The organism is Beggiatoa alba B18LD (assembly GCF_000245015.1).
Lineage (GTDB): Bacteria > Pseudomonadota > Gammaproteobacteria > Beggiatoales > Beggiatoaceae > Beggiatoa > Beggiatoa alba.
The window spans coordinates 1,273,601-1,295,555 of sequence record NZ_JH600070.1 but is presented as its reverse complement, the minus strand read 5'-3'; the positions used below and the strand labels follow the sequence as shown (position 1 = coordinate 1,295,555).

19 protein-coding genes and 1 pseudogene are annotated in these 21,955 nt (G+C 41.2%); 15 read left to right on the top strand and 5 right to left on the bottom strand.

Annotated features, from left to right (window positions below):
- The first annotated feature begins 133 nt into the window (after positions 1-133).
- Genes BEGALDRAFT_RS05200 through ampD form a run of 3 tightly spaced genes read left to right on the top strand, consistent with a single transcriptional unit; the run spans position 134 to position 2,065 of the window.
- Positions 134-655 (top strand): Fur family transcriptional regulator, encoded by a 522-nt coding sequence (locus BEGALDRAFT_RS05200; RefSeq protein ID WP_002684391.1) that lies wholly within the window; start codon positions 134-136, stop codon positions 653-655.
- On the top strand, positions 652-1,479 hold the full coding sequence (gene znuC, locus BEGALDRAFT_RS05195; protein ID WP_002684390.1) for a zinc ABC transporter ATP-binding protein ZnuC: 828 nt from the start codon (positions 652-654) through the stop codon (positions 1,477-1,479). Before BEGALDRAFT_RS05200 ends, znuC begins: the two co-directional genes overlap by 4 nt.
- Before the next feature lie 22 nt (positions 1,480-1,501).
- Positions 1,502-2,065, top strand: coding sequence for a 1,6-anhydro-N-acetylmuramyl-L-alanine amidase AmpD (gene ampD / locus BEGALDRAFT_RS05190; RefSeq protein WP_002684389.1), 564 nt, complete (start codon positions 1,502-1,504; stop codon positions 2,063-2,065).
- Here the strand turns inward: ampD and BEGALDRAFT_RS05185 are convergent.
- Entirely contained in the window at positions 2,062-2,256 is a 195-nt protein-coding gene (locus tag BEGALDRAFT_RS05185; RefSeq protein ID WP_002684386.1) for a hypothetical protein, read from the bottom strand. The two genes, ampD and BEGALDRAFT_RS05185, sit on opposite strands and share 4 nt — an antisense overlap.
- 521 nt (positions 2,257-2,777) lie before the next feature.
- Between BEGALDRAFT_RS05185 and BEGALDRAFT_RS19365 the strand changes: the two are divergent.
- From BEGALDRAFT_RS19365 to BEGALDRAFT_RS05150, 8 genes and pseudogenes are all read left to right on the top strand, one after another.
- Positions 2,778-3,401, top strand: a pseudogene (locus tag BEGALDRAFT_RS19365) (phosphoribosylanthranilate isomerase); the annotation flags it as partial.
- A 12-nt stretch (positions 3,402-3,413) separates the two neighbouring features.
- Entirely contained in the window at positions 3,414-4,640 is a 1,227-nt protein-coding gene (gene trpB, locus BEGALDRAFT_RS05180; protein WP_198284673.1) for a tryptophan synthase subunit beta, read from the top strand.
- Between the two features lie 2 nt (positions 4,641-4,642).
- Positions 4,643-5,446 (top strand): tryptophan synthase subunit alpha, encoded by an 804-nt coding sequence (gene trpA, locus BEGALDRAFT_RS05175; RefSeq protein ID WP_002684382.1) that lies wholly within the window; start codon positions 4,643-4,645, stop codon positions 5,444-5,446.
- 280 nt (positions 5,447-5,726) lie between these two features.
- The gene (locus BEGALDRAFT_RS05170) at positions 5,727-6,287 is read left to right on the top strand and encodes a hypothetical protein (RefSeq protein ID WP_002684380.1); all 561 of its coding nucleotides are present in this window, start codon (positions 5,727-5,729) and stop codon (positions 6,285-6,287) included.
- Entirely contained in the window at positions 6,284-6,766 is a 483-nt protein-coding gene (locus BEGALDRAFT_RS05165) for a type II secretion system protein N (protein ID WP_002684378.1), read from the top strand. Before BEGALDRAFT_RS05170 ends, BEGALDRAFT_RS05165 begins: the two co-directional genes overlap by 4 nt.
- A 34-nt stretch (positions 6,767-6,800) precedes the next feature.
- Positions 6,801-8,975 carry a secretin N-terminal domain-containing protein gene (locus tag BEGALDRAFT_RS05160; RefSeq protein ID WP_002684376.1) on the top strand — a complete coding sequence of 725 codons (2,175 nt, stop codon included), beginning with the start codon at positions 6,801-6,803 and terminating at the stop codon, positions 8,973-8,975.
- Positions 8,972-9,967 (top strand): NAD-dependent 4,6-dehydratase LegB, encoded by a 996-nt coding sequence (locus BEGALDRAFT_RS05155; protein WP_002684375.1) that lies wholly within the window; start codon positions 8,972-8,974, stop codon positions 9,965-9,967. The genes BEGALDRAFT_RS05160 and BEGALDRAFT_RS05155 overlap by 4 nt, the downstream gene beginning before the upstream one ends.
- 27 nt (positions 9,968-9,994) lie before the next feature.
- Positions 9,995-10,759 carry a glycosyltransferase family 32 protein gene (locus BEGALDRAFT_RS05150; RefSeq protein ID WP_002684374.1) on the top strand — a complete coding sequence of 255 codons (765 nt, stop codon included), beginning with the start codon at positions 9,995-9,997 and terminating at the stop codon, positions 10,757-10,759.
- Positions 10,760-11,331: 572 nt separating this feature from the next.
- Here the strand turns inward: BEGALDRAFT_RS05150 and BEGALDRAFT_RS05145 are convergent.
- Together BEGALDRAFT_RS05145 and BEGALDRAFT_RS05140 are read right to left on the bottom strand one after the other, a co-directional pair.
- A complete protein-coding gene (locus BEGALDRAFT_RS05145) occupies positions 11,332-12,498 on the bottom strand; it encodes a LegC family aminotransferase (protein WP_002684373.1) in 1,167 nt (388 codons plus the stop codon).
- A 149-nt stretch (positions 12,499-12,647) separates the two neighbouring features.
- Positions 12,648-13,379, bottom strand: a complete 732-nt coding sequence (locus BEGALDRAFT_RS05140) for a DUF2743 domain-containing protein (protein ID WP_002684372.1) — start codon at positions 13,377-13,379, stop codon at positions 12,648-12,650.
- A 140-nt stretch (positions 13,380-13,519) separates the two neighbouring features.
- On the opposite strand from BEGALDRAFT_RS05140, the gene BEGALDRAFT_RS05135 reads away from it, so the two are divergent.
- The 3 genes from BEGALDRAFT_RS05135 to BEGALDRAFT_RS05125 all read left to right on the top strand — a co-directional run bounded on the left by BEGALDRAFT_RS05135 (position 13,520) and on the right by BEGALDRAFT_RS05125 (position 16,548).
- Positions 13,520-14,968 (top strand): FAD-linked oxidase C-terminal domain-containing protein, encoded by a 1,449-nt coding sequence (locus BEGALDRAFT_RS05135; protein WP_002684371.1) that lies wholly within the window; start codon positions 13,520-13,522, stop codon positions 14,966-14,968.
- A 26-nt stretch (positions 14,969-14,994) separates the two neighbouring features.
- Positions 14,995-15,696 carry a retropepsin-like aspartic protease family protein gene (locus BEGALDRAFT_RS05130; protein ID WP_050978411.1) on the top strand — a complete coding sequence of 234 codons (702 nt, stop codon included), beginning with the start codon at positions 14,995-14,997 and terminating at the stop codon, positions 15,694-15,696.
- 261 nt (positions 15,697-15,957) lie between these two features.
- A complete protein-coding gene (locus tag BEGALDRAFT_RS05125) occupies positions 15,958-16,548 on the top strand; it encodes a hypothetical protein (RefSeq protein ID WP_002684369.1) in 591 nt (196 codons plus the stop codon).
- A gap of 281 nt (positions 16,549-16,829) precedes the next feature.
- On the opposite strand, the gene BEGALDRAFT_RS05120 is transcribed toward BEGALDRAFT_RS05125, so the two are convergent.
- A complete protein-coding gene (locus tag BEGALDRAFT_RS05120; protein WP_002684354.1) occupies positions 16,830-18,272 on the bottom strand; it encodes a hypothetical protein in 1,443 nt (480 codons plus the stop codon).
- Positions 18,273-18,371: 99 nt separating this feature from the next.
- Positions 18,372-19,277, bottom strand: a complete 906-nt coding sequence (locus tag BEGALDRAFT_RS05115) for a fructosamine kinase family protein (protein ID WP_002684353.1) — start codon at positions 19,275-19,277, stop codon at positions 18,372-18,374.
- Positions 19,278-19,816: 539 nt separating this feature from the next.
- Between BEGALDRAFT_RS05115 and BEGALDRAFT_RS05110 the strand changes: the two genes are divergently transcribed.
- Entirely contained in the window at positions 19,817-21,931 is a 2,115-nt protein-coding gene (locus tag BEGALDRAFT_RS05110; RefSeq protein ID WP_002684344.1) for a TonB-dependent receptor plug domain-containing protein, read from the top strand.
- The last annotated feature ends 24 nt before the right edge of the window (positions 21,932-21,955 follow it).

The window sequence follows — 21,955 nt, the reverse complement described above, 5'->3', positions numbered from 1 at the left end:
GTATCTCGCACTTGTGACATGGGCTATTGAAACGCAATATATTGAATATTGTAGTTTTATTTTGCAACACCACTGTAACATTATAACAGTAATAAACACAGTTTCTGCTTGGTGTTTTACTAAGGAATTTATCATGTCAACTGTACTTTCTACGCAATCATTTGCACCACTCGCTTTTTCAGGAACATCACATGATCATCGTCAGTGTGTCACACAGGCACTTGCACAAGCGACACAAATTTGTCAACAACGTGATGCTCGTCTTACCCCTTTAAGACGGAGAGTTTTAGAATTAATTTGGCGTAGCCACAAACCACTTGGCGCGTACACGATCTTAGAAAGTTTACATGTCGATGAAGGTCGACGTGCTGCACCGCCCACAGTTTACCGCGCATTGGAATTTTTAATACAGCAAGGATTAATTCATCGAATTGCCTCTTTAAATGCATTTATTGGTTGTATTCATCCTGATAAACCCCATGTTGGGCAATTCCTCATCTGTACAGAATGTGGCAATGCGGCAGAGTTAGAAACGCCACTCATTGCTGACGGTATTGCATTGCAAGCAAGAACGCTTGGATTTATTATTGAAAATCAAGTTATTGAAATAACAGGGCGTTGTGCAAGTTGCCAACAACATCATAAAACATCATGAATCAAACAGCGTCAGTATTGGTCGAAGTAAAAAATATTTATTTGCGATTTCAGCAATATACTGCATTGCAGGATGTCTCCTTAGCAGTTAAACGGGGAGAAATTATCACGCTGATTGGTCCTAATGGCGCAGGTAAAACGAGCTTAGTTAAAGTCATTTTAGGACTATTAAGCCCTCAGCAAGGGCAGGTGTATCGCCACGCGCATTTAAAAATTGGTTATATGCCACAACGCTTAAGCATTGATATGGCGTTGCCGTTGACCGTAGAACGTTTTTTACGCTTGAGCGGTACATCAGCCCGTTCACAAATTCATAAAATTTTAGAAGAAGTCGGCGGACTCGCTTTATTACAACGACCACTACAACAAATTTCTGGCGGTGAACTGCAACGGGTTTTACTAGCACGGGCACTGCTGCGCGACCCTGACTTATTGGTGCTAGACGAACCCATTCAAGGGGTTGATGTGGGGGGACAATATGAATTGTATAAGCTCATCAGTCGTATTCGTAACCAGCGCGGTTGTGGGGTGTTGATGGTATCGCATGATTTACATTTAGTCATGGCTACCACTGACCACGTGATTTGTCTCAATCAGCATATTTGCTGCTCAGGACATCCCAGCATAGTCAGTCGTCACCCTGCTTACCTGTCCTTATTTGGTGGCGTGCATCTGCCTAATGATTTAGCCGTTTATACCCATCATCATCATTGTGCTGAGCATAGCATCACAGAGAATCCAAGCATTGAACCCGTGACACAGAACTCACCTGCAAATGATGCAAACAGCCAAACAACACAGGCGATAAATCGTACACTGCTATAGCTTCTTAGGTATTTATTGCTTTATGTTACAACTAGATATAGAAAAGGCATGGTTGCTAAACACCCGTCATTGTCCTTCGCCTAATGTTGATGAGCGTCCTGTTGGTAGCGTTATTGATTTACTGGTAATTCATGGGATTAGCCTACCACCTTGTCAATTTGGTGGAAGATTTATTGATGATTTATTTCTAAATCAGCTAGATATTCAAGCTGATGCCTATTTCCCCCCTTTGCAAAACTTACAAGTTTCAGCACATTGTTGTATTAATCGCTTGGGAGAAATCACTCAATACGTTTCTTTTCAAAAACGTGCATGGCATGCAGGTATCTCTCATTTTGCGGGGCGTAACCGTTGTAATGATTTTTCAATCGGCATTGAGTTAGAAGGTTGTGAAAAAATCGTTTATACCGATGCCCAATATCAGGCATTGATTCAGCTCACGCAGGTTTTACAACGGGCATTCCCCGCGCTTAACGACATGGGGCGGATTGTGGGACATGGAGATATAGCCCCCGAGCGTAAAAGCGACCCTTGGGCAGTTTTTGATTGGGAACGATATAAACAGGGGTTATTGAGAACAGATTAAGCAGTAGTAGGCGGAACTATCCAAACACTATCACGTAACTCAGCATCTTGGTATTTTTCTAAGCGTTGATTAATTTGCATGACCGCTTGTTGAGCCTCTGCTTCTGTAGCGAATAGACCAATAAAGTACGTTTCACGTGCAAAAGTATCGTAACCATAAACTTTCCATTGTTCTTGCGTTGCTTCTGACATAATAACCTCAATTTTACGAGTTTTATAAAAAAAACAGAGACCTGCTAGGCTTTTAAAACCTAGTAGGTCAGTCGGAACACGCGAAAAGGATTGAAGGACTGGCAGAGACTATTCTCTTGTTCTTCATTGGGATTCACCAGATAAGATTCAGACAACCTGTTGTCTTTTTAAAAGAAACTCGCCGAACTCAGGTTAAAACCAAGAAATTAATGTGAATCACGCTTTTTAATTCTGAAAATTCTGTGAATTCTGATTCAGACAAGCTGTTGTCTTTTTAGAAGAAACTCGCCGAACTCAGATTGTTAATTGAGTTATTCCACGATTGAACATTCACTGTTTTACATTTATGAATAAACAGTTAAAAATCGGCTCACTTTAATCCGAGCAGGGATAATTTATCAATATCCCGCATTGACGATAAAATAATGGTATAATTACCCATTACACGATTGCGAAATACATTAATCAATTTCAATAAAGTCAGTTCGTTATATTCTCACCACTCACTACTTTTTCACTTCATGAATACGGTTTCCTCTCCAACCCGTGTGCGGGTGAAAATTTGCGGTATTACACGCCCTCAAGATGCTTTAGATGCTGCTCGCTTTGGCGCAGATGCGATTGGGCTGGTTTTTTACCCAAAAAGTCCGCGCCATGTCACGATTCAGCAAGCTAAAGAAATTGTACAAACCTTGCCTGCTTTTGTGACCGTTGTCGGACTCTTTGTCGATGCAGAACCTGCTTGGGTACAGAGCGTTTTACAAGCTGTGCCATTAGATGTTTTACAATTTCATGGTGAAGAATCACCCGCTGATTGTGAGCAATATCACAAGCCATATATCAAAGCAGTCCGTATGAAAACCGATACTGATTTGAATCTGCTAGCAAAGCAATATCAAAAAGCACAAGCATTATTACTCGATACATATGTTGAAGGTGTGCAAGGGGGAACGGGGCTGACATTTGACTGGCGACGGATTCCATATCATTTATCTAAACCTGTGATACTCGCAGGTGGATTAACCGTCAGTAATATTCATCAAGCCCTTACTGTTTTTCGCCCTTATGCGGTTGATGTCAGTGGTGGGGTAGAATCTTCCAAAGGTATTAAGTCGGCGGAAAAAATCGCCGCATTTATTCGAGGTGTATCCATGTCAATGGCTACGGTTAGCGCGTTAGAAAATGTAGAGTCAACCTTATTACCCGATGCTCAGGGACATTTTGGGAAATATGGCGGGCGGTTCGTTGCAGAAACGTTAATGCAACCTTTAGAAGAGTTGCGACTTGCCTATGAAAAATACATGCGTGACCCTGAATTTTTAGCAGAGTTAAATAGCGATTTACAACATTATGTTGGCAGACCATCACCGCTATATCATGCCCGCCGTTGGTCTGAGCGTTTAGGCGGTGCACAGATTTATTTAAAACGTGAAGACCTAAACCACACTGGGGCGCATAAGATTAATAGCGCGCTCGGTCAAGCCATTCTGGCAAAACGCATGGGTAAAACCCGCGTGATTGCTGAAACAGGCGCAGGACAACATGGCGTTGCAACAGCAACTGTTGCCGCTCGTATGGGCATGGAATGCGTTGTTTATATGGGCGAAGAAGATATTAAGCGTCAAACCGTCAATGTCTATCGGATGCGTTTACTCGGTGCAGAAGTCCGTGCCGTTTCTTCAGGCTCTAAAACCCTGAAAGATGCCTTAAACGAAGCCATGCGTGATTGGGTGACAAATATCGATAATACCTTCTATATTATCGGCACTGTTGCGGGCCCGCATCCCTACCCCATGATGGTGCGCGATTTTCAAACCGTGATTGGGCGCGAAGCTCGCCAACAAATAAAAATTCAAGCAGGACGTTTACCCGATGTGATTTGCGCCTGCGTAGGCGGTGGCTCAAATGCCATGGGATTATTCTATCCTTTTATCCATGATAAATCCGTTAAAATTTATGGGGTTGAAGCGGGTGGCGACGGGGTAGAAACAGGGCGACACTCAGCCTCTTTAACCGCTGGAAAAACAGGGGTTTTACACGGCAATCGCACCTATTTAATGAGCGATGAAAACGGCTTAGTTATCGAAACACATTCCGTCTCCGCAGGCTTAGACTACCCTGGTGTAGGGCCCGAACATGCTTGGTTAAAAGATACAGGACGGGCGCAATATGTCACAATTACCGATGCAGAAGCCATTGCCGCCTTCCACGATTTAACCCGCACAGAAGGGATTATTCCCGCCTTAGAATCCAGCCATGCATTGGCTTATTGCACAAAACTTGCCCCAACCATGGATAAAGACCAAATTATTTTAGTCAATCTGTCAGGACGTGGTGACAAAGACATCAATACCATTGCTACTTTGGAAGGGATTAAAATCTAGTTATGAACCGCTTACAAACCTGTTTTACCAATCTGAAAGCGCAACGACGGACAGCTTTAATTCCTTTTATCACCGCAGGAGACCCAAAGCCCAGCATCACAGTGCCTCTCATGCACAAACTGGTCGAGGCAGGGGCGGATATTATTGAGTTAGGGATTCCTTTCTCAGACCCAATGGCAGATGGGCCAGTGATTCAACGCGCCAGTGAAAGAGCCATTGCCGCAGGAACACACCTGAGTGATGTTTTAAACATGGTGGCAAACTTTCGCCAACAAAATACCAGCACCCCTGTTGTACTCATGGGCTATTTAAACCCCATTGAAATCATGGGTTATCATCAATTTGCCCAACGAGCAGAACAAGCAGGCGTTGATGGTGTGCTCACGGTGGATTTACCCCCAGAAGAATCCACTGAATTAGGACAAGCGTTAAAAGCACATCATTTACTGCCAATCTTCTTACTTGCGCCCACGAGCACTGAAGAACGTATTAAACGGATTTGCACACAAGCAGGCGGATATTTATATTACGTTTCCTTAAAAGGGGTGACGGGGAGCGCAAATCTAGATACAGTTGCAGTACAAGAGAAAATCCAACAAATTCGCCAATATACCCAATTACCGATTGGGGTTGGCTTTGGGATTCGTGATGCTGAAACGGCGGGCAAAATTGCAAAAATCAGCGATGCCGTCATCGTTGGCAGTGCCCTAGTGCAACAAATAGAAACCACACCAGAAGCGGAACTCTTAACCGTTTTACCCGCCTTTTTACAAACATTAAGCCATGCCATGACACAGCCCGCTTAATAAAACAGCTGTGATAGCGATTGAAAAATAGGGAAAAACAAACAGAAAAGGACTGGCAATGTACTGAATTGTCAGTCCTGCTTTATTTATACCCTCGCATAACTGAGCTATAGTAACCGTACCATAAAGTGATTTAAATCTAGGACTGGCAGTCCTCACAGGACTGCCAGTCCTCCATGTCGTTTTATAATACGTTTGCTATATCGAATTTTTAATGATTGGTTTTTCACAGAAGACTGATAAGATTTGTCCTCATAAACTGGCTGGATTTCTCTAACGCATGTCTAATTCACTGAGCACTGAATTAAAAGAAAATCCTCGCTTACGGCTGGGATTATGGATGATACTTGGTATTCTCCTTGCCTATGGTGTTTTGCGCTTAGATGACTATCGCCGTAAAGTGGAAGCGGATTATGCTGAGGCAGAAAAACGCTTGGCACAATTACATCAAATTACACAACAAAATTTCTGGCTAACTCGACGCGAACAAATTCAAACCGCTTTATTGGATACAGAAAGTCGCTTATGGATAGCCAATACTAAAGGACTTGCACAAGCAAATATTCAAGCATGGTTTAATAACCAAATGAAGGGAATAGGGATTAAAGAAGCAAAAATTAGAGTTGATAACGCCATTGATAGCACAACCGCTATCAACTTATGGCAAGTAACAACCCAAGTCGACGCGCCTTTTATAGCCAGTAATACCCATAAATTATTACTAGCCATTGCCAGTAATCCACAATGGCTAATTGTTGAACGTTTTGACATTCGCCAAGGACAACCCCTGCGCTTTACCCTGATTGTTACAGCTTATTTTCAACCACCTGCAAACTCATGAAACTCATTCCGACAACCAATCAACAGGTTGCAATTTGGTTATTACTGCTTGCGGGTGTGAGTTTCGCGCTCTGTTTTATCAGTATCACCGCCCCTACGCCTAAACTTGGCATAGCAGAAAAAAACGAGCCAGAAAATACATGGAAAATGCCCACGATGAACACGGCAGACGAACAAATTGCGTTTGATAAACTCAATAAGTTACAACCTTGGGGCAAGGAAACAGATGAAAAAGCCACTTCATCCAATAAAACAGGTACTGTGGTTAATTCCAACTCTTTACGTTTATTAGGAATTATGACAACAGGTAAAACCCGTTATGCACTGATGGCAGATGCAAGCCAAAAAGTGAGCCGTTATCGAGTGAATGACAAATTACCAGATGAATCACTGATTATTGACATTGAAGAAAATACAGTGACTTTAAAACAAGTGGATACCGAAGAAATTCTGAAGCTCTACGCCCCTAAAATGCCCTAACCCATAGCCTAATTCCTGCCTAACAGTCCCTCTTATGGTTAAACATATTCTGCTTTTTAGTTACCTGTTATTACTCACGGCGTGCGTCCTTCCTCCCGCAAGCGATGTTAAAATTCCCACACCACTACGCGCCCCAAATATGGGACGTACAGGAGAAATAAGCGCAACGCCTGCTGAGGAGAAAAAACAAGAGTTAGGCTCTGCCCGTTTTCAAAGTACGCCGACCTACGCCCTATCCCTATCCAGTCACGGCGAAGTTGTGAAAGATTATGTACCTGTATTCCCACATACAAATCCCTCACAAATCAGTGTAGAAGCCTTACCATTACCCACATTTATTAATGAAGTGTATGGCAATTTACTGGGGCTTTCATTTGATATTGATGCAAGTTTACAAACGAAAAAAGATTTAGTGACCTTACGGGTTGTTGAACCGCAAACCCCCGTGCAACTCTATAAATTAGCCAATCAAGTGCTAGAAAATTATGGCGTTGGGCTTGCCTTACAAGACAACTTATTACGCTTTGTCCCTGCTGCCAGCAATATCAACCCCGTTCCACCGCTCTTAGTGACAGGAACAACATTACCAAGTGTACCCATTTCTCACCGCCCTATCTTTCAAGTTGTCCCCTTAAAAGTGCTACGGAATACCCAAATTGCGAACTGGCTACGACAAATTTACAACAACCCCAAATTACAAATGCTGGAAGACCCTGAACGCAATGCTATCGTCCTACTGGGCACACCTGAACTTATTCGCAATGCAGTTAATATTATAGGATTTTTAGACCAACCCTTTATGCGTAGTCGTCACAGCGTCAGGATTGAACCCGTTTTTTTAAGTGCCGAAGACTTAAATATTCAACTCACCAATGTGTTAGCCTCTGAAGGGTTTGCAGTGACAGGCGGAGCCAGTGCAGGCGGTAGCATTATCATGTTCCCATTAAAAGCCAGTAACGCCTTAATTGCCTTTGCCAATGATGAAACAGTGATTGAACATATTAAACAATGGGTAAAAACCCTAGACGCACCAAATAGTAACGCGAATAAAAAAGAAGGAGATAGCCTCTTTTTTTACCCCGTACAAAATACTCAAGCTGAAAACTTATCGAAAGTCTTATCGCCATTATTAGATGGTGTCATTGCTTCCACAACGTCACAAACATCTCCAGCAAGTACCACCGCTAACGACCAAACTAATAAAAGTGCTAACCCTGCTAATGTGCCAAATATCACCAATAGCACAACAACAAATAGTCGCCGTTTAGTCGTTGATACCAATAGAAATGCTTTGCTATATCAAGGTACTGCTGAATCGTGGGCATACTTATTACCCATTTTGAAACAAATGGATCAACCGCCAAAACTGACTTTAATCGAGGTGACTTTGGCTGAAGTAACGCTGAACGACCAAGAGCAATTTGGTATCGAATGGCTAGCAAAAGGCTTAGACTTAGGCGGTAGCTTAGGCGGAACACTTTCTACAATGGCACTAAGCCCCACCACATCAGGCTTGACTTACACCATTGATAATGCAGGACAAACACGCGCTTTACTCGGTGCATTTGCCAGTAATAGCCGTATTAGTATCCTATCCTCGCCCCGCGTGATGGTGAAAAGTGGTGAAAGTGCGACGATAAACGTAGGAACAGAAGTGCCCATTGTCACCAGTCAATCCAGCGATTCCAGTCAACAAAGTGACTCAACGATTTTGCAACAAATTCAATATCGAACCACAGGCGTACTCTTAACAGTAAAACCCATTGTCCATGCTGGCAATCGGATTGACTTAGACATCAAGCAAGAAGTCAGTAACGCAACAACAAACGAATTTAGCGGCATTGATTCCCCCTCAATTCTCAATCGCAGCATCACAACCAAATTAACCTTAAACGATGGTGGCTCTGTATTATTAGGCGGATTGATTTCAAACAATAACAACGTAGGCAATAGCGGTGTACCTGTTTTAAAAGACATTCCTATCGTTGGCAGTTTATTTAAAACAGAAAGCAGCTCTGTTGAACGCACTGAATTAATTGCAATTATTGTCCCTTATGTCATTAATAACGACAGTGAAGCGCAAGAAATTACCCAATCATTCCGCGAACGCTTATCCGTAGAAACTCAAAACGTTTCCTCACCAATTATGCCGAATACCACTGTTGTTCCTAATATCATTCAACCCTTAAGACAAGAAATTAAACCATGAAAATTTTGGTAACGGGTGCCGATGGGTTTATTGGCTCACATTTAACAGAAGCCCTAATTCAAGCAGGCTATGATGTTCGCGCTTTTGTTTTATATAACTCATTCAATACATGGGGATGGCTAGACCATATTGATAAAACCGTCCGTGAACAATTAGACGTTTTTACAGGAGATATCCGCGACCCATTTGGCGTAAAGCAAGCCATGCAAGGCTGTGATGTCGTTATGCATTTAGCCGCTTTAATTGCGATACCTTACTCCTACCACTCGCCCGCGACCTATGTTGAAACCAATATCAACGGCACACTAAATATTGTCCAAGCCGCCCGTGATTTAGGCATACAAAAAGTTATCCACACATCAACCAGCGAAGTCTATGGCACAGCCCGCTTTGTTCCCATCACAGAACAACACCCGTTACAAGGACAATCGCCTTATTCTGCGACTAAAATCGGTGCTGACCAACTTGCTATGTCGTTTTACCAAGCCTTTAACACCCCTGTAACCATTATCCGCCCTTTTAACACCTACGGCGCACGCCAATCCGCGCGGGCAGTTATTCCCACCATTATCACGCAAATTGCCAATGGTAAACGACAACTAAAGCTTGGTGCATTGCATCCTACCCGTGATTTTAACTATGTTCGTGACACCGTTCGCGGTTTCATGGCATTTCTTAAAACAGATAAATGCTTAGGTGAAGTCATTAATATCGGTAGTAATTATGAAGTGAGCATTGGCGACACAGTACGCTACATTGCAGAATTAATGCACGCTGAAATCCATATTGAAGAAGAATCCGCCCGCTTACGTCCCCAAAAAAGCGAAGTTGAACGCTTATGGGCAGATAATCAAAAAGCCCACGACTTATTAGACTGGCAACCCGAATATGCAGGCGTGACAGGGTTTAAACGCGGATTACAAGAAACCATTGAATGGTTTACTAATCCCGATAATTTAAAACGGTATAAGGCGGATATTTACAATTTATAGCCACGTTTTTGCACAGATAGAAAAGACATGATGAGAACGAACATTATTCCAAAAAATATCCTGCAATTTTGGCACGATAAGCAAACATTTCCTGCTATATATCAACAAGCAAGACAACAAAATCAAGAAAAGCATCCCGACTTTACGTTTTACTACCTTGACGATGCTGAGATAGAAAGAATATTGCAAAAAAAGTTTCATCCCTGCCTGCTCGAACTCTATCGCGCAAATCGGATTCCTGCTTCACGTTCAGACATAGCAAGATTAATCACACTCTATGAATATGGTGGGTTTTATCTGGATATGTCTTTTGTATTGCATCGCCCACTAACGACTTTGATAGACACAAATAGCCAAATTTATTTGGTCAAACGGGATGATATGCCTCGTTATCAAGATTGCCCACACGCAGCACATATTTACAATGGTTTTTTAGGTGCAGTGCCACACTCCCCATTTATTTACGCCTGCTTACTCACCATCATAAATAATCTACTCGCAGGGCATTACAATCAAAATGTGTTAGAGGCAACAGGCCCTTTTGCAATTAACCAAGTTTTTCAAAAGACTGATAAAAAAAGAATTAATGTTTTAAGTTTAAAAGCCTTAAAAGAAAACTTTCTCACCCATTTAAATATTCAAGGCGTACGTCAATCATGGGTTAGCTTGCAAGAACAAGGAATAATTGACACTCAGCAATTAAGCGAGTTACAAAGAAAATACCCGCCCATGACAGCATTACATTCACCGTCATGGCTAACACGACTCTTAAAACAAATTCCGTATCGCTAAACAACCACTGTATTGCAATATTTAAGAGATTGAACCATAGCGTTAAATTTAGGACTGGCAGTCCTTCGCATCGTTTTATAGTGCGTTTACTATAGTAACTTGAGTTCGGCGAGTTTTATAAAACAAAACAGAGACCTGCTAGGTTTTCAAAACTTAGCAGGTCTTTTTTTGTCTGAATCAGAATTCACAGAATTTTCAGAATTAGCAGAATTAAAAACAATTAAAAACATAATTTTTTATTCTTTTAATTTTCTTGTCTTTTTAATTCTGAAAATTTTGTTAATTCTGAAAATTCTGATTCAGACAATCTTTTAATCCTGATTCAGACAAGCTCTTGTCTTTTTAAAAGAAACTCACCAAACTCAGATTATAGTAGGTCTGTTTGACCTTACTTTAATCGGCAAGATTAAAACACTGTCTGAATCAGGATTTTCAGGATTAACAGAATTTAAAACCCTTAAACCCAAAAAGTCAGGTGAATCATGCTTTTTAATTCTGCTAATTCTGAAAATTCTGTGAATTCTGATTCAGACAAGCTGTTGTCTTTTCAACATAAACTCGCAGAATTCAGCTTAATCAAACATTAAACCTTGACTACTGGGAATATTAATTAAACGAGCTTCAAGGCTTTCAGCAACAGGTAAAGGCATACGAGGGCAGGCTTGATACATGGGGAGTTTGTGCTGCAATGTCCAACAGGGGCGAGTCATGATACCTTGTTGATTAGTCTCGGTTAATAATGCCGTTTGTTGGTCTGCATAAGCAGGTTCTAACAGTAGCGCGTTAAGCCAATAATTACTAATAGTTTCTATAGGTTCTTGTATGACACGCACGCCTGAAATGGTCGCAAAGGCTTGTTGATAGCGTTGGGCAAGTTGGCGTTTTGCTTCTAAAAAAGTGGGTAATTGTTCTAACTGTGCACAGCCAAGTGCTGCGTTAATGTTGGGTAAGCGATAGTTATAGCCTAATTGGTCATGGTCAAATCGCCATGCGTGTGGCAGTTTTGCGGTGGTCGTTAAATGTTTCGCTTGCTTTGCAAGACTTGCATCTTGGGTGAGAATTGCACCTCCTCCACCTGTCGTAATCACTTTATTACCGTTAAAACTCAAGGCACTGAGTTTGCCATGATGTCCGACATGTTGACCTTGATAATAAGAGCCTAATCCTTCGGCAGCATCTTCAATCAAGATTAAGTGATAACGTTGGCAGAGTTCAAGCAAGGGGTCTAATTCGACAGGATGTCCAAAGGTGTGCATCACCAGTAATGCACGGATAGGGCGTTGTGTCTGTCGGTTATAACTGATGCCTTGTTTTATCTGCACAATTTCGGCGAGATAATCCGCCAGACTGATAGGGTCAACCCCTAACGTGCGGTCGGTGCTGTCAATAAAATGGGGAATTGCTCGACAATAAGCAATTGCGTTTGTACTAGCGATAAAGGTCAGCGCAGGCGTTAATACTTCATCATCGGTTTGTACACCCGCAAGCAGCAGGCAAATATGTAACGCGGCTGTACCGTTAACGGTTGCAATCGCATGATTAATATTTGTAAATTCAGCTAGTTGCTGTTCAAAACGGTCAACAAATTTACCGACAGAAGAAACCCACCCCGTATCTATGCATTCTTTAACGTATTCCCATTCATGTCCTGCAAAACGGGGTTCATGTAAGGCGATAAAATTCCGCGAGGGTAAACAATTTTTTAGTGTGTTGGTGATGAGGGGAATATTTAACGCCATGATTCAATCTCTTCAGTATTGCAATGTAGTGAGCAGGAAGGAGTAACTTTCTTTAGTTTAACCTCAGTACAGCGAAAAAGAACTTGGTAGTGCTAAATCAAGTTAAGATTAACGACTAAAACCCGACTTCTTTAGCACTACCAAATTTCTTACGGTTCAGCGAATTGTTTTAAGTTTTTTTCTGTTAAAAAACGGGTTTCACGTTGTTGTAGGATAAGTTGGTAAACGATTTCTTCGTAGGTTAATCCTGGTGAAATAACGGCAACACCTGCTTCTGAAGCTGCTTGTTTTATATGTTCCTCTCCTGTGCTGGGTAATACGAGCGCGGCGATGTCTTTGTGTTCAAATTCAAAATTGCCTAATACCCGCCATTCTCGTTCCCAAGAAAAATCATATTGTTCATTCATGATGCTGAGAAATGGCATAATTGCACGGACTTCTTCCGTAAAACGGTAGGATTTTTCTCTAAAAAAGGGCAGAAATAGCCGTTTCATCGCTTCATTAACGGTGAGATTGCCAAAATAGCTATTGATGTATAAAACAGGATGCCCACCTTTTTGTAAAATAAATTCTTTCTTAAAGACTAAGCCGTAGGGTTTTAATTTTATTTGCCTGCCTTGTATCTCTCGGACTAAAAGGTGTAGTTGATGTAGGGGGATTTCAGTAAAACAAGCAACATTAAGCTGTTGTTTTTCTGTATAGTTAAGCCTATCTATCAGTGGGCTAAACATGCTATGTGGATTGCAAGCTAAAATTGTTTTAGTTCCTAAAATAGAGATAAGGTTTTCTCGTGCTGATTTGTTGCCCGTATCGCGGGTTAGGTGAATGATAAATTGGGAAAGGTCTTCTCTGTATTTAATAGCATGTGTCGTTTTTGACATCAGTTTGCATCCTAGCTGTCTGTATTTATTATATTAGCGATAAATCTAAGTGTAGATATACTGATTTTCTGATAAAAATGTAAGCCCTTTGACCGTATAAAGTCCTTCTTTTTTCCACCACTAAGACGTGAATATTGTTTATGAAAACTTTATTGCAACAATTAATTGAGTTTTTGCCAAAAGAGGATGTCTTGTTGTCTGATGAGGCTGTGCGTCCTTATGAGTGTGATGGGTTAAGTGCTTATCGTGAACGTCCTGCGGCGGTGGTGTTGCCTAATACGTTGGCTGAGGTACAACAGGTTTTAAAGTTTTGTCATCGTCATAAAATTCCTGTCGTTGCTCGAGGGGCTGGAACGGGTTTATCTGGCGGAGCATTACCGCATAAAACTGGAGTTTTGTTGAGTTTAGCGAAGTTTAAACGTATTTTAGCGATAGACCCACAGAGTCGTACTGCACGGGTGGAAACTGGGGTAAGAAATTTGGCGATTTCGCAAGCTGTCGCACCCTTGGGATTATATTACGCGCCCGACCCTTCTTCTCAGGTGGCTTGTACGATTGGGGGAAATGTGGCGGAAAATTCGGGCGGTGTGCATTGTTTAAAATATGGGTTGACTGTACATAATATCTTAGAGGTTAAGATGTTTACGATGGATGGGGAGTTGCTCACAATCGGCAGTCAAGCGTATGACAATGCAGGTTATGATTTGTTGGCATTAGTCACGGGTTCTGAGGGTTTGCTGGGGGTGGTGGTTGAGGTGACGGTGCGTTTATTGCCAAAACCTGAGCAGGCGCAGGTTTTAATGGCGGCGTTTGATGATGTGATTAAGGCAGGGCAGGCAGTTGCAGATATTATCGCTCAGGGCATTATTCCTGCTGGGTTGGAGATGATGGATAATGCGGCGATTCGTGCGGCAGAGGACTTTGTAAAAGCTGGATATCCTGTTGAGGCTTCAGCAATTTTATTGTGTGAGTTGGATGGTAATGTGGATGAGGTAGAACGCCAAATTGTTCAGGTGAATGCCATTTTAGCGCAAGCGGGGGCAGTGGATATTCGTCAGGCGGTGGATGAGCAACAGCGGTTGCAGTTTTGGGCAGGACGTAAAGCGGCGTTTCCTGCCGTCGGGCGGATTTCACCTGATTATTATTGTATGGATGGCACTATCCCGCGTAAGCATTTAGCGACGGTTTTGGGGAAAATTGAGCGTTTAAGCCAGCAGTATGGGTTAGCTGTCGCAAATGTGTTTCATGCGGGCGATGGCAATTTGCATCCATTGATTTTATTTGATGCGAATAAAGCGGGTGAATTGGAGAAAGCTGAGGCGTTAGGCGGTGAAATTTTAGAGTTATGCGTTGCGGTTGGGGGAACAATTACGGGTGAGCATGGGGTTGGATTAGAGAAAATAAATCAGATGTGTGTGCAGTTCAATTCGTTAGAATTGATGCAATTCCATGCGGTTAAAAGTGCGTTTGACCCTGATGGCTTGTTGAATCCTGAAAAAGCAATTCCGACATTGCACCGTTGCGCGGAGTTTGGCAAGTTGCATGTTCATCATGGTCAACTCCCTTTTCCTGAGTTAGAGCGGTTTTAATTTATCATCTAAATGAGTGAGGATAAATGATGAGAGTCAACCTTGTTATGCTGTGTTTGTTGATTGGGATAAGTGGGAGTATTTCCACAGTGAGTATTGCTGAGACAACCGATGAGTTATCTATACAAGCACCACCTAGCATCAGTATCAGCGTAATTGGGTTGATGCCGAATAAAGCAATTTTAATGATTGCAGGGCAACAACGGGTTTTAAAAGCAGGACAAAGTAGCCCCGAGGGGGTCACGTTAATCAGTGCGGATAGTGAACAGGCTGTTTTAGAGATTTTAGGACGGCAGGCTGTTTATGGGGTGGGCGGTTATATGTATAGTGTCGTTCAACCTGTCGAGCAGTCTGAGCAGGTTATTCGGATTGCACCAGATAGTCAGGGAATGTATCGAACCATTGGGCAGATTAATGGCATCAGTGTGAATTTTTTAGTGGATACAGGTGCAAATACGATTGCGTTAAATTCTGCCCTCGCGCAACGGTTAGGCATTGAGTATCGTGATGCAAGTATCCCTGTCCATTCGGCAACCACAGCATCAGGTGTTGTCCGTTCTTATCCCATAGATTTGAAGCGTGTGCAGATTGGCGGAATTGTCATGGAAAATATACAGGCGAGTGTGATAGAGGGTAAATATCCTGTCGATGTTTTACTGGGTACAAATTTCTTAAATAAATTGAAGTTAGAACATCAGGGTAGTTTTTTAGAATTACGTCAGCGTTAAGTTGAAAAATATTTAGCTGATAATGGGTTGAATTATTTAATTTAATTAAATCAGTTAAAGCCTACTTATATATTTCATTATTCATTAATATACTAATGTACTTTAGTTCATTCATCAGCGTTATAGTAACCGTATCATAAAGTGATTTAAATCTAGGACTGGCAGTCCTGTGAGGACTGCCAGTCCTTCATGTCGTTTTATAATACGTTTGCTATATGATGGTGAATTCAGTCCTTATCAACAGACACAGTGGGTGGAATAATGGCAAATGATAATGAAACGAGACAATTAGCTGAGTATATGGAAAATACTTCACGCGAAGTGAAGGAAATTATGCAGGCATTTAGCACGGCGATGCAGGTGCGTGAACAACTCAGCGTTCGGATAGGTAAACGGACGACACAGATTATCCGTTTTAGTATGATTGGGATGAGTTTATTATCATTAGCAATGTTAGCATTGCTTTATACATTAACAACGAATATGAACGACATTACCCAACGCATGGGGGTGATGTCAGATAGTATGAATAATATGGTAAAGAGTGTGGATACCATGCGTAATACCATGCAAATGATGGATAAAAATATCGCCCTGATGCAAAGTATGAGCGAATCCATGCACTCGATGAATACTGCAATGCAGAAAATGAGCGTGGATATTGACGAAATGAATGCGCATATTGCGGGGATGAGTGCGAATATTGGCAAGATGGATCAAACAATGACATTTATTAATGCCAATATGACAACCATGAGCGACCAATTCTTATTGGTGAACCGTCAATTAAATCTCATGGGCTACAATATCAATCGTATGTCCACCCCTATGCAGTTTTTTCCTTTTAAATAATAACTCGCTCGTGTCTGTGTTAATAAAGGTTTGATTTGTGATAACTTGAGTTCTGCGAGATTCTTTTAAAAAGACAACAGCTTGTCTGAATCAGAATTTTCAGAATTAAAAAGACAAGAAAATTAAAAGAATAAAAAATTATGTTTTTAATTCTGCTAATTCTGAAAATTCTGTGAATTCTGATTCAGACAAAAAAAGACCTGCTAGGTTTTGAAAACCTAGCAGGTCTCTGTTTTGTTTTATAAAACTCGCCGAACTAGCGTTAATTTATCAAACTCAGGTTAAAAGAAGTAATCATTAAACACAACATTTTGCCCGTCTAACATATCGATACACCAAGGTTGTTGAACAGGGTCGCCAAATAATGTGCTGGGTTTACGCACAACAAGCTGTCCTTCAGAGCCTGCTTGATTCCGATAAGCATCTAACAATGCAAGGCATTGTTCACGACTAATATTTTTATCAGTGACATCAATTTGAATTTTCCAACCAGAACGAAAACGTTCAGTGGTTATTTTATGCTTGGGTAATGCCTCATCTTTAACGGCTTTAACTTTGTCACTGGCTGGGCGTGGCTCGGCGGGAGGTTCTACACTGGCAACAGTCGCAGGATTTGTCTCACTGGCGGATGTTGATGATGAGGCAGTTGCAGTTTTATCGCCTGTCTCTTGTGTTGTATCAGGGGTTGAACTTGCCGTTGCATTACTTACCGCTGGCGTTTTTGTCGCATCTGTGGCTGCTGAGGCACTGGCTGTACTCTCAGTGGTCGCGGTGCTTGTGCTATCGGTATTTGTTGCAACGGTTTTAGTGCTTGTTTGTGTGTTATCTGTTGCTGTCGTTGCGCTTGTGCTGGTTTCAGCTGTGCTGGCGGTCGTCGTTGTTGTGGGTTCAGCCGTTGTGCTGGGGGTTGGTGTGTTACTGCTGTTATTTGCTGACTCTGGAGCTTGGTCAACAAGGCTCACAGGTTTTGCTTCTAAAGTGGTGTTAGGCGTTGTCGCTGGGGTATTTGGGGTATTGTTGGCAACGGTGTTGGTTGGAATGTTAGCAACGGGCGTAACAGGTATTGTGGTTGCGGGTTGTGCGGGTGTGACGACACGCGGTTGTATGTCAATTGCCTTTGTCGGCATCGGGGCAGGTAATGGGGTAACTCGGCTAGGTGTTTGTGGGGGAAATAGGACAGTTTCAGGGCGCGGCGCGGTAGCGACTGTAACAGGTGAGGGTAATGTTGTTTGTGCTGTTTCTGGGGTTGCAGGTTGCATGACAAAGCCTGTCCGCGTCATTGCTTCAAAGTCTGCAACTACTTGCGGACAAGAGTATTGATAGCGACGGCTTAATTGTTCTAAGACGGTCTCATTTTTGGGAGAGTTTGAATATTCCTGTGCGATTTTTTTACAGCGAATATCACGTTCTGTCCACACTCGTTGTACATAAGCATATTTGTCTTGATTATTAATATTATTTTCTAAATAGCGGGTCAGTGCATCAATGTCATTGCGTTTAAATAGTGCTTGAACCGTTTGTTCTTCTTGCCAATTCACCGCACTTGTTAGGGTTCGTGTTGAATTGACCGATTGGATAGAAAATCCTGCACTTGCCGCAGTATAGCTATTTGCTTTTGCAGGAACTAAAGCAAGGACGGGTTTGTCATTAACGGAAGGAATTCCTTCACATCCGATTAGGGCAAATAATGCTAAGAGGGAAAGGCTGTAATAATTTTTATCCATGTAAGTGTTCCCATCATTTAGAAAAACAAGCATTTTAAGCTGTTGTACTCTCCCTCTCCTACAGGAAGTCCATGATATTCATCATGCGGTGATAGCGCGTTAATGCAATTCGCTGAGTAGTTGGCGCATCATGCGTTCTGCTTGTGCGAGGTAGCCACCGCCAAAGAGATTAAGATGATTTAAGATGTGATATAGGTTATATAAATTTTTTCTGACCGTATAGCCTTCATCTAGTTTCCATGTTGCTTGATACGCATCATAAAAGCTGGAATGGAAACCGCCGAATAATTCTGTCATTGCAATATCAGCTTCTCTATCACCGTAATACATTGCAGGGTCAAAAATGACGGGTTCACCATGAATATCAACGTCATAATTTCCTGACCATAAATCGCCATGTAGTAATGAATTAAATGGCTGATAGGTGGTAAAGAATAAATCCAACTCTTCCATCAATTGCATCCCTAAGTTTTGCAGCTCGCCGTAATAGCCATTCTTTGCGGCTAATTGCAATTGATATCCCAGTCGTTGATGTCGCCAGAATTCAACCCAGTCAAATGTCAGTGTATTTGTTTGTAAACTCGTACCGATATAGTTATCACGATACCAACCAAAAGGCACGGGTGTGCAAGAAACGTGATGCATCACGGCTAATTGTTGCCCGAATTTTGCGCTACTGTATTGTAAATTGTCTCTACGGAGTAATAAGTATTCTAAGACAAGATAGGCATGTTCTGAGGTTTTTCCCCAGCAAATGGGGACAGGGACTTTAATCACCGCAGGTTGTCCTAATTCAGCTAAACCCATTGCTTCTGCAATAAACATATCTAATTTATTCACATCATTGAGTTTGACAAAATAATTTTGTCCTGCGCCTTCAATTCGATAAACGTGGTTAATACATCCACCTGCAATGGGGTAATGTGTTTGTACCTCAAAATATTGCCCTGTGGTATCACTGATATGGGTCGAAATTGCTTGCCAATCTACCGTGTTATGTACCATGCAAGAATATTCCCAAGTAAAATTAATATGATATTTAAGTAACTATCTTCAGTAACGATGTATTATAAAAGATAGTGGTCTTAAAAATGCAGGTAATCACATTTTCTGTGAATTCTTTAAATTTCCTTTAATTTAAAGAAAATACCCTATAAAAATAAATTTTATTTATATAAAAATTTATATTTATCAAATAAATATTAATAATAATGCTTCATTTTTTATAATTTGATAGAATCGCATCTATGCTCAGTTTATGACAATAAGCCGTCAGCAAGTATATAGATAAAAAATTATAAAAAACGCCATCTAAACAGATGTTGAGTTTTGTTGGCATCTTAAGGTAGGAGCAATTTTATTTGCTCATTAAACCAAGCTAATCATTTAACACAAGCTGACTAGGAAAACGTGACAATCCTAAATCATGCTTGCGGTTAATATCGCGAGGTAGTGCGACATCGACAATAATAGAAAAATCGCACTATTGTTATATACCTATAAGGTGTTTTATTGAATGACTCAACATGAGGAATTACTAATCAATGTTACAAGATATAGTAAATCATGCAAAAGATAGCGCGTTACGTTCCCCTTATCTGTCACGACAGAGACAAGTCCGCTTTTCCGCTATTGTTTGGCAACTTTTTAAATACATACCATTATGTACCCTACTGTTTAGCGTTAGCTATGCGTTAAAAGCAGCGGCTGATGACTTACTAGATGTTCCTATTGAAGACCTGTTAGTAATCCCAATTACCGTTGCTTCAAAAACAGAAGAAAAGTTAGAAGATGCACCTTCTTCTGTGACCGTGTTTACCCGCCAACAATTAAAACGGATGGGGGTAAAAACTGTCGAGGATTTATTGCATTTTGTACCAGGTTTTATTGCAACTCGTGAAACGGTATTTGGACAAGGTTATAGTGTCAGCGCACGGGGCAGTACAACACCACAAGCCTCTTACAACATCCTCTTTATGATGGATGGACAGCGTCTTAATGGCGATTTAGGGGGCGGTGCATTAGATTATAATCACTTAATTTCGTTATATAACGTTAAACAAGTTGAGGTCATTCGGGGGCCAGGTTCTGCTTTATATGGAACGGGTGCATTTTCAGGCGTTGTTAATATCATTACAGAAACAGATGCGAATGAGGTTTTCATTGGTGCTGGTAATTTAGACAGCAGGGAAATTTATTTTAATACTTCTAAAAAAGGTAAGGATTGGCACGCCTCTGCATCTGCTCGTTATTATGAAGATGCGGGACAATCTTATGATAGTTTAGTCAGCTCATTAACTGGCTCAACGCAAGACCCCCGTCAAAGTAAACTTGCTAATATTTCCTTATCTTATAAGGATTTAACAATTAAATTACAACATAGTGCACGGCAATTTGATGACTTTTATGTCAGTAGTCATTTAGGGGAAAGTTACGAGTCCAATAGAAATGTATTTGCATTTCAATATGATTTTATTAACACTTCGGAATCTCATTGGTCATTAGAAGCAAGCTATATTGATATGGACTATACCATGTCGGAGCAGGTGTACAACATGCTTTATATGCAAAGTCTTCCTGATACAGTGGTAACTGAAACTAATGATAATGTCTTACAAGTTGCAAATGCCCGTGAACATGCTTGGAATATTGGTATTAATGGTCGTCAACGGTGGAATCAAGTACATGAGTCTTCTTTTGGCGTACAGTGGTACACCCCTGTTATTGATAAATATCAATTATTAAGTAATTACAATCTTGCTGAATTAAACACAGCATTACAGGCAAATCCACAAGCAGGAAATGTCACTTATTACGGCACTGTTCAACCAACCAGTGTTTATAATGACAATAATGGGCGTGATATTTTAGGCGCGTATTTTCAACATAAATATAAACCTACGGAATCTTTAGATTTGATTATTGGCGCACGTTATGATCATTATTCCGATTTTGGTAGCACTGTAAATCCTCGTTTAGCCGCGATTTATTCGTTTAGCCAAGCGACTAAATTTAAAGCCATGTATGGCGAGGCTTTCCGCGCTCCCTCTATTCGTCAATTGACCTACCTACAACTAGGCAATCCTGATTTAGAAGCGGAGAAAATTAAAACCTTAGAATTTGCATGGTTACAACAACATTCAGGGTTTCAAACGGCATTGACTTACTTTAACAGTCGCTCGCAAGACAAGATTGATACGATTCTCGTTGATGGAAAACGAAAGTTTATGAATTTAGAAGATAAGCTAACAACAGACGGTTTTGAATTGGAAGCCACAACCGATACGTTTCAAGGCTTTTCTTTACGAGCAGCTTACACTTATCTCTTAAATACCGAAGAAAATCCGCATCGTTTTCCCACGCAAACCTTTTCCGCAATTGCGAACTATGAATATAAAGATTGGAATTTCAACCTTAATGGATATTTTAATGACGATGTAGAACAAGAAATTCAAGCAGGTCAATACGTGTCATTAGATGCCTTTTGGGTGGCTAATATGAATATTCGTTACCGCGTTAATAAAAACATAACCGCTATTAGCACCGTAGAAAATCTGTTCGATGAAGACTACTACAGCTCCTCAAAGTTGACAGACTTTAATGAAGGGATTTTAAATCGGGGTCGCACTTATCTATTAGGGCTAGAAGTCAGTTTCTAACGCTCAAGCACTCCCCCATAACGG